Below are 14,947 nucleotides of genomic sequence, written 5' to 3' on the forward strand. Positions count from 1 at the left end.
AAACGCCGGGGCGGCGGTTGTGAAGCATGCAGGACGTGCGGTGCGTCAAGCTCGATGCATTCGTGCGCCGGATCGTGCGGGCGAGTCGGCACGCGCAGCGTGCGGGTGGGCCGCGACGGGCACACCTGAAATTCAGGAACGCGAAAATCGCGACGCCGTCGCTTCTCGTAACCGGTACTACGCCTGCTTGCGCTTCGCCGCAGGTTTCGGTGCCGGCGCGGGCGATGATTTCGATGCCGGTTTCGCTTTCTGCGCCGACACCGGTTTCGATGCGGATTTCGCCGCCGGCTTCGTTTTCTGTGCCGACGCGGGTTTCGTTGCCGGTTTCGTTGCCGGTTTCGTTGCCGGTTTCGTTGCCGGTTTCGTTGCCGGTTTCGTTGCCGGTTTCGTTGCCGGTTTCGACGCAGCCTTCGCAGCAGCTTTCGGCGCGGCCTTCGGCCCCGCCCCGGCTACCGTCTTCGACGCCGCCCTCGCCTTGCGCTTCGGCGGCCCGGCCAGCAGCGCCGCGCGATACGCGCCGCGGCACCAGTCGAACAGCGCGCCCGCATCCTCGAGCACGTCGGCCGGCGTTTCGTAATAGCCCTCGAGCGCGACGGTGCGCGTGGGCCGCGCATACGAGAACGGCCCCATCCCCGCCGCGACGAACGCCGGCCGGTTCACATCGTCCACACGCAGGAACAGCGACCCGCGCGACAGGAAGCCGAACATCACGCCGTCGAGCCGCAACGCCGCACCGCTGAAGAACCGTGCAACGGTGACCGTGCCGAGCGGCGCAAGCCGATACGCGATTTCCTCACCGTGCGCCTTCTCCGCCTGCCAACTCATGCGGACACCTCGCAGCGCCGCGTCCACGCATCGAACTCCGCCGCGTCGACACCCACGGCCGCCGCGCTCTCGCGAATCTGCCGCCACGTCGCGCGGTCGACCGGAATGCCGGTCGTGCCGCGCGCGGCGCGGCTCGCTTCTTCAGGTTCTCCAGGCATCCGCACCGGCGTATCGCCGGCCTGCGGCGACGCCTTCGCCCATGCAACGAATGCATCGGCTTCGCGTTCGGCATCGGCCGCGTCGAACGCGTTCGGATCGATCAGCACCGACAGCATCCCGTTGACGATCGCACTCGTCTTCTGCAGCGTATCGCCGTACGTCGTATGCCCGCCCACCAGCGCACCGCCGAAGATCTCGCACATCGCCGCGAGTGCATAGCCCTTGTGCAGCCCGAACGGCAGCAGCGCGCCGAACGGCTGCTCGTGCATCACGGCCGGATCGTCGGTCGGCTGGCCGCGATGGTCGATCAGCGAGCCGGCCGGCACGCGCTTGCCCTGGTTGTAGGCGACGCGCGTCTTGCCGTACGCGATCGCGCTCGTCGCGAAATCGAGCAGCAGCGGCGGCTTGCCCGCTCGCGGATACGCGGCGCAGAACGGGTTCGTGCCGAAACGCGGATCGGTGCCGTGCAGCGGCGCGACCAGCAGGTCGCCCGGCACGTTGACGAAATGGAACGACACGAGCCCCGCGCGCGCGCACTGTTCGGCCCAATGCCCGATGCGGCCCAGGTGGTGAACGTCGCGCAGCCCGATCGCGCAGATGCCCATGCGTCGCGCGCGCTCGATCCCTTCGACCATCGCCTCGAACGCGATCACCTGGCCGAAGCCGCGCCCGCCGTCGATCGTCAGCACCGCGCCGCCGTCGCGGACGATCGACGCGTGCCCGTTCAGCTGCAACTGCCCTTCCCGCCACGACGCGACGTAATTCGGGATCATCCCGATCCCGTGCGAATCGTGGCCGGCGAGATTCGCGCCCACCAGATGATCGGCGACGAGCGTCGCCTCGCGCGGGTGGCTGCCGGCCCGTTCCCAAAGTGCCGCGACGAATGCATGCAGCGGTTCGGCGCGCATGCGCAGCGGTTCGGTATCGGGCGTCGGCAATGCGGTCATCGGCAACACTCCATCGAGTCGGTTCGGGTCGGGCAATCGATACGTCGAACGCTGCGACGATCAGCGCGCGGTCGCGATCACGTCGGCCACCGCCGCCGTGAGCTTCTTCGCGTACGGCACGTGCAGGAACTCGTTCGGACCGTGCGCGTTCGACTTCGGCCCGAGCACGCCGCACACCATGAACTGCGCCGCGGGAAAGCCTTCCTGCAGCACGTTCATCAGCGGAATCGTGCCGCCGAGGCCCATGTACGCGCAGTCGGCGCCGAAGTGGCGGCGCGACGCGGCGTCGAGCGACGACGCGAGCCACGGCGCGAGATCCGGCGCGCTCCAGCCGGTCGCGGCGCCCGCGTCCGGCTTGAACGTGACCTTCGCGTTGTACGGCGGATCGAGTTCGAGCAACGCCTTCAGTTGCTGTACGGCCTGCGCGGCGTCGACGAGCGGCGGCAGACGCAGCGACAGCTTGAACGCGGTGCGCGGACGCAGCACGTTGCCCGCATCGGCGAGCGCCGGCATGCCGGCCGCGCCGGTGACCGACAGCGACGGACGCCACGTCGAATTCAGCAGCGCCTCGCGCGGATCGGTCGTGGTCGGCAGCACGGGCTTGCCGTCCTGGCCGCACGCCCACGGCAGCCCCTTCCACACCGTGTCGCCAAGAATCGCTGCAGCGGCCTCGGCTTCGCGCACGCGGCTGGCCGGAATCTCGCAATGGAACGCGCCCGGCAGCAGATTGCCGTTCTTCGCGTCCTCGAGGCGTTCGAACAACTGGCGCATCACGCGGAAGCTCGACGGCGCGATGCCGCCATAGACACCCGAATGAATGCCTTCTTCGAGTACCTCGACCTGCAGGTCGCCGGACACGAGGCCGCGCAGCGACGTGGTGAGCCACATCTGGTCGTAGTTGCCGGCGCCCGAATCGAGGCACACGACGAGCGATACCTGGCCGAGCCGGTCGCGCAACGCGTCGACGTACGGCAGCAGGTCGTAGCTGCCCGACTCTTCGCAGGTCTCGATCAGGCCCACGCAGCGCGGCCGCTCGATGCCCTGCTCGTCGAGCGCGCCGAGCGCCGCGAGGCTCGCGTAGATCGCGTAGCCGTCGTCCGCGCCGCCGCGGCCGTACAGCTTGCCGTTCTCGAACTTCGGCGTCCACGGGCCGAGGTCCGCGCGCCAGCCGTCGAATTCGGGCTGCTTGTCGAGGTGGCCGTACAGCAGGATCGTATCGGTGCTGCCCGAGCGCGTGGCCGGCGACTCGAAGAAGATCACCGGCGTGCGGCCCGGCAGACGGACGATTTCGAGCTTCAGGCCCTTCACCGGCTGCCGTTCGGCCCACTGCGCGGCGTCGGTGACGACGCGCTCGAGATAGCCCCGCTTCGCCCAGTCGGGGTCGAATGCGGGGCTCTTCGCGGGAATCGCGATGTAGTCGGTCAGCGCGTGGAGGATTTCATCGTTCCACTTGCGCTCGATGAAGGTCACGAGCTTGTCATGGTCGAGGACGCGGGTAGTGTCGACGGATGTCATGGTGGGGGTGCCTGGATCGGGCTGACGAAAACCCAGATCATACGCCGATGCTTCCCCGCCGGCGCCCCCTTCCCGGCTGTTCGGACCGCGTCCGGCAACGCGTCGCGCAGCCCGGCCGCGCAGGCGAGCGCGTCGCGCCACAGCCGCCGCGTCGGTTCACCCGCATCCTTCTTCGCGTGCGGGACGGCATCGTTGTTCGGAATGAGCGGCCGCCGCCACATGAGTCGCGCTTTTCATCGTCGCGCACGCGCGGCCCTGCCCGGCGCGCGCTACGTGCCGCCGCGATCCATCCCGCGCCGGTACGCGGCCGGGCTCGTCGCCGCGACGCGCCGGAAATGCCGGCGCAGCGATTCCTCGGAACCGAACCCCGCGCGCGCCGCGATCTGCGCGAGCGACAACGCGGGCTGCGCTTCGAGCATGTCCTTCGCGACGTTCACGCGTTCGCGGATCAGCCACGCGAGCGGCGACATCCCCGTCGCATCCGCGAACTGCCGCTGCAGCGTGCGCGTGCTCATCGCGGCCTGCGCGGCGAGCGATGCGAGCGTGTGCGGCTCGGCCGCATGCGCGCGCATCCAGTCGATCAGCTTCGCGAGCCGGTCGGTGCCGCCCGGTGCGACCGGACGCGGCACGAACTGCGCCTGCCCGCCGTCGCGATGCGGCGGCAGCACGAGGCGCTGCGCGACGCGGTTCGCGATCGCGCCGCCATGATCGCGGCGCACCAGATGCAGCAGCATGTCGAGCCCCGCCGCCGAGCCGGCCGACGTGACGATCCGCCCTTCGTCGACGTACAGCGCATCCGGATTCACGCGCAGCGCCGGATAACGCGCCTGCAGACGTTCCGCATACCGCCAGTGAGTCGCCACGGTCAGGCCGTCGAGCACGCCGGCCGCCGCCAGCACGAACACGCCCGAACAGATCGAGCAGAGCCGCGCGCCGCGCCGGTGCGCGGCCCGCAGCTTCTTCAGCAACGGCTCGGGCGGACGCTCGTCCGGATCGCGCCAGCCGGGAATCACGATGGTGTCCGCGCGATCGAGCATCGCGAGCCGGTAGGGCGCGGCAACGGTAATGCCGCCTGCCGCGCGCACGGGCCCCGGCTCGCTCGCGCACACCGCGAAGCGATACCAGTCGACCCCGAGTTCCGGGCGCTCGAGCGCGAACAGTTCGACCACGCAGCCAAATTCGAACGTGCAGAGGCGATCGTAGGCGAGCGCGACGACGAGATGATTGTGCATGGCGCGATGTTACCGGAACTTGTCGATCGCGCCACTGCCGCGAAACGCGCGGAACCGCGATACTGCCCTTCATTGCGGCGCGTTTCCTGCCCGTTCAACCCGGAGAGCCCGACCATGTCCCACGTCACCGACATCCCCGCCGCCGACAGCCCGGCCGCCCTCGCGCATTTCGACGCATCGCTGCGCTTCGAGACCGACTGCTGGGACGTACACGATGCCCTCGCGTCCGGCACGCCCGATTTCGTGCTGCTCGACGTGCGCGGCCCCGATCTGTTCGCCGCCGGCCACGTGCCCGGCGCGCGCAACCTGCCGCACCGCAAGATCATCGAAGGCAAGCTCGCCGGTTACCCGGCCGACACGCTGTTCGTCGTCTACTGCGCGGGGCCGCATTGCAACGGCGCCGCGCGCGCGGCGGTCCGGCTCGCGCGCCTGGGCCGCCCGGTCAAGCTGATGATCGGCGGCGTGACGGGCTGGCTCGACGAAGGTTTCGCGCTGAGCAACGACGACCAGCCGGCGGACGCCGAAGCCGCCTGATCGTCACTAAAAGCGCAACAATCAATTGCCTGCACACGAACGGAAAAAGCGCGACAATCAGCCTCATTGCAGTTCGGACGGAGCAGCACCATGCATGATGCAGTCCTGATTCAAGTGGCCGGTTCAGTCGCGGCGATCGCGCTCTATTTCCTGCCGGCCGTCATTGCCGACCGGCGCGGCCGGCACGACAAGCTGACGATCGCGATGTTCAACGCACTGTTCGCATGGACGGGCATCGGCTGGCTGATGACGCTGTACTGGGCATGCCAGCCGAACCCGCGCACCGACGTCGCGCAGGCGATCCTCGCGAAGCGCCGCGGCGTCAGCATGCGGACCTTCTCGACCGGCCTCGTCGAACGCGTGCAACGCCGCGTCGCCGCGCAGGAGCAATGGGCGGAAAAGCAAGGCTGCCGTTAAGCCCCTGCCGTCAAGCCGCTCTTCCCCGCTTCACCGTATCGCGTCGAACTTCGGCATCCTGACGTTGGTCGACGCGCGGTAATCCCACTTCAGCGCGTCGCGCGGCGGCCAGCCGCCCGCACGCAGCCGCGCCGCGAACGCCCCCGCCGTCACCGCCCGTGCGATCCGCTCGCCCGGACACCCATGCGGCCCCGTGCCGAAGCCGAAATTCGGCCCCGACACGCGGCCCGGCATCAGCCGGTGCGGATCGCGATGCACGGCCGGATCGCGGTTCGCCGCGGCAAGCACGACGAGGATGGCATCGCCGGCTTCGACGCGCACGCCTTCGATCGTCGTGCGCGCCGCGACGAAGCGGCGCGTGTTCTGCACCGGCGCATCGAAACGCCCGACTTCGGCGACGAATGCGTCGAGCGCGGCGGCATCCGGCACCGTGCCCGCTTCGCCGTTCCATGCCACGAGTGCATTGCCGAGCCATGCGGCCGTCGCCTCGCACGTCTGCGACAGCAACCCGACGAGATTCGCGACGCGCGCGCCGCTCGCGTGCCAGCCCGACGCACGGGCCGCCTGCTGTACCGCGGCGACCAGCGTGCCGTCGTGCGCATGCGACCGCGCGAAGCGTTCCGTCATCCGGTCGAGCAGGTGCCGCGCCGCGTCGCTCGCGCGCGCCAGCGCCGCGGCATCCGATAGCGGCGACAGCGCGGCGACGAACTCCACGACCCGAGCGGCAATGTCGTCGAGCTGCGTTTCGTCGAAGCCGAGCAGATCGGCAACCGCGCACACGGGCACCGTCATGCACCACGCGTTCAGCGCGTCGACATCGCCGGGCGCCGGTAACCGCCGCGCGGCAAGCGCGTCGGCGCGATCGCGCAGCACATCCGTATCGATCGGCGCGAACGCCGCGCGCAACGCCTGCTTCGGTACGTCGTGTCGCGACGGGCCGTCGTTCATGCGCACCAGTTCGCCAAACAGCGCGCCGGCCGTCGTGCCGCGCAACGCGGGCGGCACCGGCGCGTCCAGCGGCCGCACGCGGCAGGCCGGATGGCCGAGCACGGCCGTCACGGCGGCCGCGCGGCTCGCGACCCACAGGCCGAGCGTCGCGTCGAACGCGAGCGGCGGCCCGTCGACGAGCGCTGCGTAATAGGGATAGGGATCGCGGTGCGTGACCGCGGCAACAGGATCGGTCGGGTTCATGCGCTCAGTATCGGCGCCGCGCGCCGCCGCATGTTTCGGGATGGCGTGAAATGTCGTCGCACGGGCGCCGCGCGCCACGCGTGACACGTCGCGGCATCGCGGCGGCCGGCGTCAGGCCGCCGACCGCGAGCGGAGCGACTGCATGCGCAGCCGGACCCGTCCGGCCGAAATCGCGCGCGGCTCGGGCACCACCGTGTCGTGATGGAACATTTCCTGCCGGAACTCGCCGCTTTCGTCGAACCACTGGCAGATCAGCCAGTCGCCGTCGTCGAACACGACCGGCCCGGCATACGTGACGGTCATGCGCGGCCCGCCCGTTTTCAGCGTCACGACATCGCCCACGCGAAATCCGACGCGGTGATTTTCTCGGATCGTCATCGCTCTCTCAGCTTTTTATATATTCAATATATTGATATTCCCGGCAGGCACTCGCCGATCATTGGAACGTGCCGCAGATTATCAATCAAAAAAATCATCCCGCAACTCCCACGCACTGAAACGTTCTGAACTGGAACCTGCAACAATGCGCGGTATCGGCACGGATGGCGGCTCGCCGCGCGTCAGGCCCGGCGCGGTTTGCGCGCCGGCGGCAGCCGATCGGAGCGGAATGCGGAGAATAAACGACGATTTTCGCGTCAGCGTCTGCGATTAATGCGGACGCGAAACCGATTGATTATCGTCAACCAATGCTTAAGTGGAAACGATTCCGGATTTTATTGGGGCTCATTCATCGAACAAAACCGGCGAATTATCCGGCGCCGCAAACCAGCGGTTGATATCGCGCCCCGGCACGGCTGCCCGGCTGAAGGTGAACGTGCCGTCGCGCCGCATCTCCGTCGCCGCGCGCAGGAACGCACCGAACGCGGCCCGCGCCAGCGCGCCGCCGACGCTGACACGCTTCACGCCGAGCGCCGCCAGCGCGTCGAGGCTCAGCAACCCGCCCTGCAGACCCATGACGACATTGACGGGCGCGCCGACCGCCCGCGTCACGGCCGCGATTTCGTCGGGATCCGTGATGCCGGGCGCATAGAGCACGTCCGCGCCGGCGTCACGATAGGCGACGAGCCGTGCGATCGTGTCGTCGAGGTCGCGGCGGCCGTGCAGGTAATTTTCGCAGCGGGCGGTCAGCGTGAACGGAAACGGCAGCGCGCGCGCCGCGTCGACGGCCGCCGCGATGCGCTCGACCGACGCGTCGCGCGCATAAATCGGCGTATCGGCGCGGCCGGTCGCGTCCTCGATCGAGCCGCCGACCGCGCCCGCCTCGGCCGCCAGCCGGATCGTTTCGGCCACCGTGTCGGGCGCGTCGCCGAAGCCGTTCTCCAGATCGGCGCTCACCGGCAGGCCGCCCGCGGCGACGAGCTCGGCGATATGAGCGAGCATCGCGTCGCGCTCGATCGCGTTGTCGGGGCGCCCTTTCGAAAACGCGTAGCCGGCGCTCGTCGTGGCGAGCGCCTCGAAGCCGGCCATCGCGAGCAGGCGCGCGGTGCCGGCATCCCACGGGTTCGGGATGATGAACGCGCTGGGGCGCGTGTGCAGCGCACGGAAAGCTTCGGCGTGGCGGGCTTGCAGGTCGGAACGGGTCATCGCGAACTCCCGGGAAGGTGTTGACGGATGAGCTTACGCCGGTCGTGCACGCGACGTTTCAGCTTTCGCCGAAATGTCGTCGCGCAACAGGAAAGACGCTGGCGTCCGGGCTGCCGGCCACCACGCCGGGCGGCCCGCGTCGGTTCACGTCGATGCGGGCCGCCCGCCGTCGATGCCGAGCAACACGTCGGTGACGGCCTCGGAGAACCGCATCGCGCGACCGTCGATCAGCACGCCCTCCGGATTCGACGGATCGCGTACCGCTTGCGGCACGCCGTGCGCGATCAGCACGCGTGCGCACGCTTCCCAGTCGGGATCGCCGACGCCCTCCGGTTCGTTGACGGACGCCCAGGACAGCGTACCGAGCGCGTCGCTGCCGAATCCGTGCATCTCGCGCCAGCTTGCGCCGTGCGCGAGCAGGAACGCCAGCAGCTCGGCATCGCCGCGGAACACCGCGTGATTCAGCGCGCTCGCGTCCCAGTCGCCGCCTCGCGCGGCGATCGGCCAACCGAGTTCGACCATCGCCTTCACCGCGTCGCGCGAACCCCATGCGGCGGCGTCGGGCAGCAGCCGCAGCCGGTCGTCGGACAGTGCGCCGGGCAATTCGGGATGCTTCGCCTGAATACGCCGTGCGTCGTCGGCATCGGCGCGCGCGCAGGCCGCCATGAACGCGTCTTGCGCATCGAGCGCCTCCTGCGCGCCGGCCGCGCGCAACAGCGCCGCGACCTCGGACAACCCGGTCTGCATCGCGAGCCGATACGCGCTGACGCCCGCGGCGGTCCGCGCGCCGGGATCGGCGCCGGCCGCCAGCAGCGCGGCGACGTGGCGCGCCGGGCAACGCACGGCGATCGCGCGCAGCAACGGCGCGCCCCACGTCTTCGTCGGCCCTTCGCCGGCCGGCTCGTTCGGGTCGCCGCCATGCGCGAGCAGCAGCTCGAGCGCGGCCGCGTCCGGCATGTCGAGCGCGCGCCGCAACGCATTGGTCCCGCCCACCCGGGCGCCGTGCTCGAGCAGCAGGCGCGTGCATGCCGGGTTTTCCACCGAGTGATACAGCGATTCGCCGTCGTTCGGATCGGCGCCGGCTTCCAGCAGCATCGCGGTGAGCGCGGGATCGCGATTGACGCCGGCGGCGCCATACAGCGCCGACAGCGGCGCCGACTCGTCGGGCTCGGCGAGCGAGGCCGGCGGATACCGGTTGCCGATCCGCTGGTTCGGATCGGCGCCCGCGTCGAGCAGATGGCGCGCGCACGCACGCAACCTGGCCGCGAATTCGGGAAGCTGCCCGAGCCGCGAATGCGTGACGGCGACGAGCGGCGGCAGCTTCAGCACACCGCCGGCGCGCGCGACCCAGCCGGGATCGGCGGCCAGCGCCGCCTTCACCGCGGCGAGATCGCCGGCCGCGCATGCGATCGCCGGGTCCGCCGACACGAGATCGGGATGGTCGTGCAGCAATTGCGCGGCCACCCGCGGCCGGGCTGCGTCGACGCCGCCGGTCACCTCCGCGCCGTACGCGTGGTCGAGCCAGCGCCGCATCAGCAGCGACCGCGCTTGCCGCGCGAGCGCATGCGTTTCGACGAACGCGCCGAGATCGGCCCAAGAAGCAAAACCGTACTCGCGCGCGATGCACGACTGCGCGTCGTGCAGACGAAGCCCGAGCGCGAGCGTTTCGTCATGCGTGCGGTTCGCGGCGGCGGGCAGGAATGCGACGAAGCGTGCGACGGCATCGGCATCGCCCTGCCGGTACAGGCGCAACAACGCCTTGGCCTGCTTTTTCAGATGATCGGGATGAGCGTCGGGAGGCAGCTTTTTCATGCGGATCCTTGTGCATGGATGGCCGAAGGTCCGCAATACCGCCAGCACGAAGGATGGGGAAGACTGGATTGGCTGCGACAGGTGGGTTGAACCCTTTCCGCGGACCCGGAAGCGACCTGCATCGCTGCCCGGTATCGTAGGCGACGGCCGTCGGCATCGTCAATCGCGCGGCATCGCGCATGCGCGCAGCAGCGACGCCGTTCAGCCCGCGAGTTTCTTCGTCAGGAAGATGCGCGTGTGCCCGACCGGATAATCTGGCAGCTCGCCGAAGCGGACATAGCCGCGCTTCTCGTAGAACGGCCGCGCCTGGAAGTCGAACGTGTCGAGCCATGCGCTGTGACAGCCGCGCGCGACGGCCTCCTGTTCGGCCAGATCCATGATGCGCGTGCCGGCGCCCTGCCCGCGCGCGGCCTCGGGCACCACGAGCAGGTCGACATGCAGCCAGCCGAACGCCGTGCCGCCCCACAGGCCGCCGACCACCGCGCCGGCCGCGTCGGTCGCGATCACGGCCAGCGGCCGGAAGTCGACCGGGCCGGCCTGGCTTTCGTTGAAGCGAATGAGCGGCGCGACGATCTGCTTGCGCACGTCCGCGTCGCCCGCGTCGGTCACTGCATAGGTCAACGTCATCGATTGCGTCGGGTCATCAATGAAGGTTCGCTGAAACCGCACATCCCGCGCCCGTCAAACGACGTACGCGCCCTTCGCGTGCAGTTCCGCCTCGGTCCGCTCGAGCGCGGCGATCGCATCGCTGCCTTCGAGCGCCAGCAACTGCGCGACCAGCGCCTCGGCCATCGCGTGCGCGGCCACCAGCGACGGAAAGAACGACGGGCTGTCGTGCGTGAAGATCAGTTGCGCGTCCGCGTGCAGCGCGATCGGCGACACCGCGCTGTCGGTGATCGCGACGATCCGGCTGCCCTGCGCCTTCGCGGCCTGCGCGACGCGCGTCGCCTCGGCCGAATACGGCGCGAAGCTGACGATCACGGTCACGCTATGCTTCGCGATCGTCCGCAACTCCATTTCGAGCGAACCGGCGACGCCGTTGAGCAGCGACACGGTCGGACGGAACAGCCGGTAGCCGTAGACGAAACCGAACGCGACCGGATAGCACGAGCGAAAGCCCGCCACGTGCACGTGCGATGCCTTGCGGATCAGCCTCGCCGCATCCGCGAGCGCGTGCTCGTTCTGCGCGGCGGTCGCCGACAGGTTGTGCTGCTGCGCGGCGAGCAGATCGTGCGCGAGCGACGCCTTCGCGTCGGGCCGCACGAGCGAGCGCGCGCGCTGCGTGAGCGGCTCGGGCCGCGTGCGCACGCGCGCGACGCACAGGTCGCGCAGCTCGTTCCAGCCGGGAAAGCCGAATTGCTGCGCGAGCCGCACGAGCGACGCGGGCTGCACCTGCGCGCGCTGCGCGACCTTGCGCATCGACGACGTGGCGACTTCGTCGGGATGATCGAGCAGGAAGGCGGCGCCCGCCTGGAATTGCGGGCTCAGCTCGGAAAATTGCGCCCGGATCCGGGACGCGAGTTCGTCGAAATTGGCGGCCATCTTGGTGGGAACGGGAACCGGTCGTCCATGGTATCACCGGCCCCGCGCCCACCGGTCAGCGCAGCACTTCGACGTGATCGGCGTCGACCTTCACGCTGCCCGACCATTTGCGCTCGAATTCGCCGGTCAGCTTCACTTCGTTCTTGTCGCTGACGGGCTGGCCGGCTGCCCACAGCTTGTGGTCTATCTCGACGCGGATCGTACCGGTGGCATCGGCGAATTCGTAATCCTCGCCGCCGACGTGCTTGACGATGCGCCCCTGCAACTGCACGTGCTGGTCGTCCTTGCCATTCGCGAGCAGTTCCTTCACGGTCGTCGTGGTCAGTGCGGACGGCCCCGTGTATTGCGCATGGACGGCGGCAGGCAGCGTGGCGAGTGCAATCATCAGGATTCTGGCCAGGTGTTTCATGATCTCGTTCCTCTTCTTCGATGTGGCGCCGCGCTTCGTTGAACGCGACAGCGCCAGATTACGGACCGTAAGATTAAGCAAACCTGAAGGGCATGCCGAAGTGACACGGCGCCGCATCGGACGAGTACGAAACGAGGCCACGCACCGCGCGCATTTAAGCCAGACCTAAGATGCGCGCGCTTATCATGGGAACCCCGGGCGCCGCGGCGCCCCCGTTGAAGAGACACGAATCCATGCGCGTACTGCTCGTCGAGGACGATCCGCTGATCGGCAGCGGGCTCGAACAGGGCCTCAAACAGGAAGGCTTCGCGGTCGACTGGGTGAAGGACGGCGACGCCGCGTCGCTCGCGCTGCGCACGACCGGCTACGGGCTGCTGCTGCTCGATCTCGGGTTGCCGAACCGCGACGGCCTGTCGGTGCTCGCCGCGCTGCGCCGCCGCGACGAAAACCTCCCCGCGATCATCATCACCGCGCGCGACGGCGTGCCCGACCGCATCGCGGGCCTCGACAGCGGCGCGGACGACTATCTCGTCAAGCCGTTCGAGCTCGACGAACTGCTCGCCCGCATCCGCGCGGTCAACCGCCGCCATGCGGGCCGCGCGCAGACGACGCTCGCGATCGGCCCGCTGCGGCTCGATCCCGTCAAGCACCTCGTCTGGCTCGACGACGACGAAGTGCCGCTGTCGCCGAAGGAATTCGTGCTGCTGCACGAGCTGATGCGCGAACCGGGCGCGGTGATTTCGCGCGAACAGTTCGAGGAACGGCTGTACAGCCGGGGCGAGGAAATCGAGAGCAACGCGGTGCAGGTGCATATCCACAACCTGCGCAAGAAACTCGGGCACGACGTGATCCGCACGGTGCGCGGCGTCGGGTACCGGATCGGTGACGGCACGTGACGCGCGTGCAACGCGCTATCGCGCGCTGGCGCAACGCATCGCTGCGGCGGCGCCTGCTGACGTGGCTGATGCCGGCCGCCTGCGTGATCGGCCTGGTCGCGAGCGCCGGCACCTACTGGGGCGCGCTGCGCGAACTCGACGACCTGCTCGACGACCAGATGCGCAGCATGTCGAAACAGATCGTCGTCGGCCCGAACGGCGAGCTGTCGTTCAGCAACCGCGCCAGAGGCAAGCACGGCTTCGAGGCGAGCGACCCCGATGCGGTGCTGCTGCAGGTGTGGCGCAACGGTACGCTCGTGTATTCGACCGACCGCGACTCGAAGCTGCCACCACCCGCGCAGCAGGGCATCGCGAGCGTCGACGTCGGCGGCCAGCCGTGGCGCACCTATGTGACGGAGCGCGGCGGCACGACGATCCGGCTCGCGCAGGCGCGGCATGCGCGCTGGGAAGCGATCGCGGGCATCGCCGTCCATCTGCTGTGGCCGGTGTTCTCGATGCTGCCGCTGCTCGCGCTGGGCCTGTGGTTCGGCATCGGCGCGGGGCTGCAGCCGCTGCGGGCGATCGCGGCAGGCCTGAAACGCAGGAATGCGAACAATCTCGAGCCGGTCGACGTCGCATCGATGCCGAACGAGGTCCGCCCGCTCGCCGAGGCGATCAACGACCTGCTCGCGCGCCTCGACCGCTCGTTCACGCTGCAGCGGCACTTCATCGCCGATGCCGCGCACGAATTGCGCACGCCGATCATGGGGCTGTCGATCCAGTCCGAACTGCTGCGGCGCGCGGCGACCGCGGAGGAGCGCGAGCGCATCCTCGCGCAGATCCACGCCGGCACGACGCGCCTCGGCCACCTCGCCGAACAGTTGCTGACGCTCGCGCGCCTCGAACCCGATGCGCAGGCGGCCGTCGCCGCGTCGGCGCCGGTCGATCTCGCCGCGCTGTGCCGCTCGGTGGTGTCGGACCGCGCGCGCGTCGCCGACGCGCACCGCATCGATCTCGGCGCGATCGTCGACGCACCGGTGATGGCCGCGGGCAATGCCGACACGCTGCGCGTGCTGCTGAACAATCTCGTCGACAACGCGATCCGCTATGCAGGCGAAGGCGCGCGCGTCGACGTGTCCGCGCGCATCGACGGCGCGACGCCCGTGCTCGAGGTGGCCGACGACGGCCCCGGCATTCCGGAGGCAGAACGCACCGACGTGTGGGAGCGCTTCTATCGCGGCGAAGGCGCGCAGGCAGTCACGTCGTCGGGAAGCGGGCTCGGGTTGTCGATCGTCAAGCGGATCGCCGAACAGCATCGCGCGACCGTCGCGCTCGCGACCTCGCGCGGCGGGCGCGGGCTGACCGTCACGGTGCGCTTCCCGCGGCCGGCCTGATGCGCGGGCGGCGGGCGGCTTGTCCACAGATTATGTTGGCAAGCTTGTGGACAACCCCTCCATTAACGGCACCAAGCCGTTGATCGGAAAGGGTTTGTCATCGGTGCGCGGCAAACGCGCCGGACTGCGGCAAGCACGCGCTCACATCGGCCGCTTCACGCTGGCGGCCGCCGACGAAGCCGACTTTCTCGTCGTCTGAAGGCCGACGCGGCGTTCATGAAGCGGCAGCCGGGATTCATCTCGACGCAGCTTCATCCAGAAGGTCTGGCGTGGCCGATATCTGCACGGCGCGAGTCCGCGTGTGCGACGTGTGGCGGCGCATGACATCGGCCGAATCGCGACCGCCGACTTCTCCACAGAAAATGTTGGCAAGCTTGTGGATATCCTGCGCACCGCGACGCTAAACCCTTGATCCGATGGACTTTGGCACGCGTGATGCAGACGCGGCGCACGTGATGGCCGTCGCGCGCACCCTTCGCCGCACATCGCGTCACGACGCCGCGACAACGGA

Annotated in this window: 16 protein-coding genes; 5 read left to right on the forward strand and 11 right to left on the reverse strand. The window is 69.3% G+C overall.

The genetic code is table 11. The features are described 5' to 3' along the window. Positions 1-177: 177 nt before the first annotated feature. From LGN10_RS23975 to ftrA, 4 genes are all read right to left on the reverse strand, one after another. Positions 178-825, reverse strand: a complete 648-nt coding sequence (locus LGN10_RS23975) for a TfoX/Sxy family protein (protein ID WP_226225228.1) — start codon at positions 823-825, stop codon at positions 178-180. Beyond that, positions 822-1,931 (reverse strand): malate/lactate/ureidoglycolate dehydrogenase, encoded by a 1,110-nt coding sequence (locus LGN10_RS23980; RefSeq protein WP_059584592.1) that lies wholly within the window; start codon positions 1,929-1,931, stop codon positions 822-824. Before LGN10_RS23980 ends, LGN10_RS23975 begins: the two co-directional genes overlap by 4 nt. Positions 1,932-1,991: 60 nt before the next feature. Then, positions 1,992-3,446 carry a M20 family metallopeptidase gene (locus tag LGN10_RS23985; protein ID WP_059639823.1) on the reverse strand — a complete coding sequence of 485 codons (1,455 nt, stop codon included), beginning with the start codon at positions 3,444-3,446 and terminating at the stop codon, positions 1,992-1,994. Between the two features lie 269 nt (positions 3,447-3,715). Then, positions 3,716-4,678, reverse strand: coding sequence for a transcriptional regulator FtrA (gene ftrA / locus LGN10_RS23990; protein ID WP_226225230.1), 963 nt, complete (start codon positions 4,676-4,678; stop codon positions 3,716-3,718). A gap of 114 nt (positions 4,679-4,792) precedes the next feature. Between ftrA and LGN10_RS23995 the strand changes: the two genes are divergently transcribed. Then, on the forward strand, positions 4,793-5,212 hold the full coding sequence (locus tag LGN10_RS23995; RefSeq protein WP_226225231.1) for a rhodanese-like domain-containing protein: 420 nt from the start codon (positions 4,793-4,795) through the stop codon (positions 5,210-5,212). 90 nt (positions 5,213-5,302) lie between these two features. Further along, a complete protein-coding gene (locus LGN10_RS24000) occupies positions 5,303-5,629 on the forward strand; it encodes a superinfection immunity protein (protein ID WP_059584586.1) in 327 nt (108 codons plus the stop codon). Between the two features lie 30 nt (positions 5,630-5,659). Here the strand turns inward: LGN10_RS24000 and LGN10_RS24005 are convergent, their stop codons facing one another. From LGN10_RS24005 to LGN10_RS24035, 7 genes are all read right to left on the reverse strand, one after another. After that, positions 5,660-6,820, reverse strand: coding sequence for a cytochrome P450 (locus LGN10_RS24005; protein WP_226225232.1), 1,161 nt, complete (start codon positions 6,818-6,820; stop codon positions 5,660-5,662). A 111-nt stretch (positions 6,821-6,931) separates the two neighbouring features. Then, complete coding sequence (locus LGN10_RS24010) at positions 6,932-7,198, reverse strand: YodC family protein (protein WP_059584584.1); 267 nt, start codon at positions 7,196-7,198, stop codon at positions 6,932-6,934. A gap of 345 nt (positions 7,199-7,543) precedes the next feature. Continuing rightward, on the reverse strand, positions 7,544-8,404 hold the full coding sequence (locus LGN10_RS24015) for an isocitrate lyase/PEP mutase family protein (RefSeq protein ID WP_226225233.1): 861 nt from the start codon (positions 8,402-8,404) through the stop codon (positions 7,544-7,546). Positions 8,405-8,548: 144 nt separating this feature from the next. After that, positions 8,549-10,216, reverse strand: coding sequence for an ankyrin repeat domain-containing protein (locus LGN10_RS24020; RefSeq protein ID WP_226225234.1), 1,668 nt, complete (start codon positions 10,214-10,216; stop codon positions 8,549-8,551). Between the two features lie 201 nt (positions 10,217-10,417). Beyond that, positions 10,418-10,843 (reverse strand): GNAT family N-acetyltransferase, encoded by a 426-nt coding sequence (locus tag LGN10_RS24025; protein WP_059584579.1) that lies wholly within the window; start codon positions 10,841-10,843, stop codon positions 10,418-10,420. A 54-nt stretch (positions 10,844-10,897) separates the two neighbouring features. Next, positions 10,898-11,758, reverse strand: coding sequence for a MurR/RpiR family transcriptional regulator (locus tag LGN10_RS24030; RefSeq protein WP_089465703.1), 861 nt, complete (start codon positions 11,756-11,758; stop codon positions 10,898-10,900). A 55-nt stretch (positions 11,759-11,813) separates the two neighbouring features. Further along, entirely contained in the window at positions 11,814-12,167 is a 354-nt protein-coding gene (locus tag LGN10_RS24035) for a NirD/YgiW/YdeI family stress tolerance protein (protein WP_060310603.1), read from the reverse strand. A gap of 233 nt (positions 12,168-12,400) precedes the next feature. Here LGN10_RS24035 and LGN10_RS24040 point away from each other — a divergent pair, with 233 nt between their 5' ends. From LGN10_RS24040 to LGN10_RS33830, 3 genes are read left to right on the forward strand one after another with little or no spacing between them, the layout of a single operon-like run. Further along, on the forward strand, positions 12,401-13,063 hold the full coding sequence (locus LGN10_RS24040) for a response regulator (protein WP_226225235.1): 663 nt from the start codon (positions 12,401-12,403) through the stop codon (positions 13,061-13,063). Continuing rightward, positions 13,060-14,436 carry a sensor histidine kinase gene (locus tag LGN10_RS24045; RefSeq protein WP_060968636.1) on the forward strand — a complete coding sequence of 459 codons (1,377 nt, stop codon included), beginning with the start codon at positions 13,060-13,062 and terminating at the stop codon, positions 14,434-14,436. The genes LGN10_RS24040 and LGN10_RS24045 overlap by 4 nt, the downstream gene beginning before the upstream one ends. 46 nt (positions 14,437-14,482) lie before the next feature. Next, positions 14,483-14,635 carry a hypothetical protein gene (locus LGN10_RS33830; protein ID WP_226225236.1) on the forward strand — a complete coding sequence of 51 codons (153 nt, stop codon included), beginning with the start codon at positions 14,483-14,485 and terminating at the stop codon, positions 14,633-14,635. Positions 14,636-14,947: the final 312 nt, after the last annotated feature.

Source organism: Burkholderia sp. AU32262, assembly GCF_020419985.1.
In the GTDB taxonomy this organism is placed as follows: Bacteria; Pseudomonadota; Gammaproteobacteria; order Burkholderiales; family Burkholderiaceae; genus Burkholderia; species Burkholderia semiarida.

Bases quoted from the DNA above. Each gene is read 5' to 3' on its own strand.
- LGN10_RS23995 (WP_226225231.1), top strand. From the start codon at position 4,793: ATGTCCCACGTCACCGACATCCCCGCCGCCGACAGCCCGGCCGCCCTC.
- LGN10_RS24010 (WP_059584584.1), bottom strand. From the start codon at position 7,198: ATGACGATCCGAGAAAATCACCGCGTCGGATTTCGCGTGGGCGATGTC.
- LGN10_RS24015 (WP_226225233.1), bottom strand. From the start codon at position 8,404: ATGACCCGTTCCGACCTGCAAGCCCGCCACGCCGAAGCTTTCCGTGCG.
- LGN10_RS24040 (WP_226225235.1), top strand. From the start codon at position 12,401: ATGCGCGTACTGCTCGTCGAGGACGATCCGCTGATCGGCAGCGGGCTC.
- LGN10_RS24000 (WP_059584586.1), top strand. From the start codon at position 5,303: ATGCATGATGCAGTCCTGATTCAAGTGGCCGGTTCAGTCGCGGCGATC.
- ftrA (WP_226225230.1), bottom strand. From the start codon at position 4,678: ATGCACAATCATCTCGTCGTCGCGCTCGCCTACGATCGCCTCTGCACG.
- LGN10_RS24020 (WP_226225234.1), bottom strand. From the start codon at position 10,216: ATGAAAAAGCTGCCTCCCGACGCTCATCCCGATCATCTGAAAAAGCAG.
- LGN10_RS24005 (WP_226225232.1), bottom strand. From the start codon at position 6,820: ATGAACCCGACCGATCCTGTTGCCGCGGTCACGCACCGCGATCCCTAT.
- LGN10_RS24030 (WP_089465703.1), bottom strand. From the start codon at position 11,758: ATGGCCGCCAATTTCGACGAACTCGCGTCCCGGATCCGGGCGCAATTT.
- LGN10_RS23975 (WP_226225228.1), bottom strand. From the start codon at position 825: ATGAGTTGGCAGGCGGAGAAGGCGCACGGTGAGGAAATCGCGTATCGG.
- LGN10_RS24025 (WP_059584579.1), bottom strand. From the start codon at position 10,843: ATGACGTTGACCTATGCAGTGACCGACGCGGGCGACGCGGACGTGCGC.
- LGN10_RS23985 (WP_059639823.1), bottom strand. From the start codon at position 3,446: ATGACATCCGTCGACACTACCCGCGTCCTCGACCATGACAAGCTCGTG.
- LGN10_RS24035 (WP_060310603.1), bottom strand. From the start codon at position 12,167: ATGAAACACCTGGCCAGAATCCTGATGATTGCACTCGCCACGCTGCCT.
- LGN10_RS23980 (WP_059584592.1), bottom strand. From the start codon at position 1,931: ATGACCGCATTGCCGACGCCCGATACCGAACCGCTGCGCATGCGCGCC.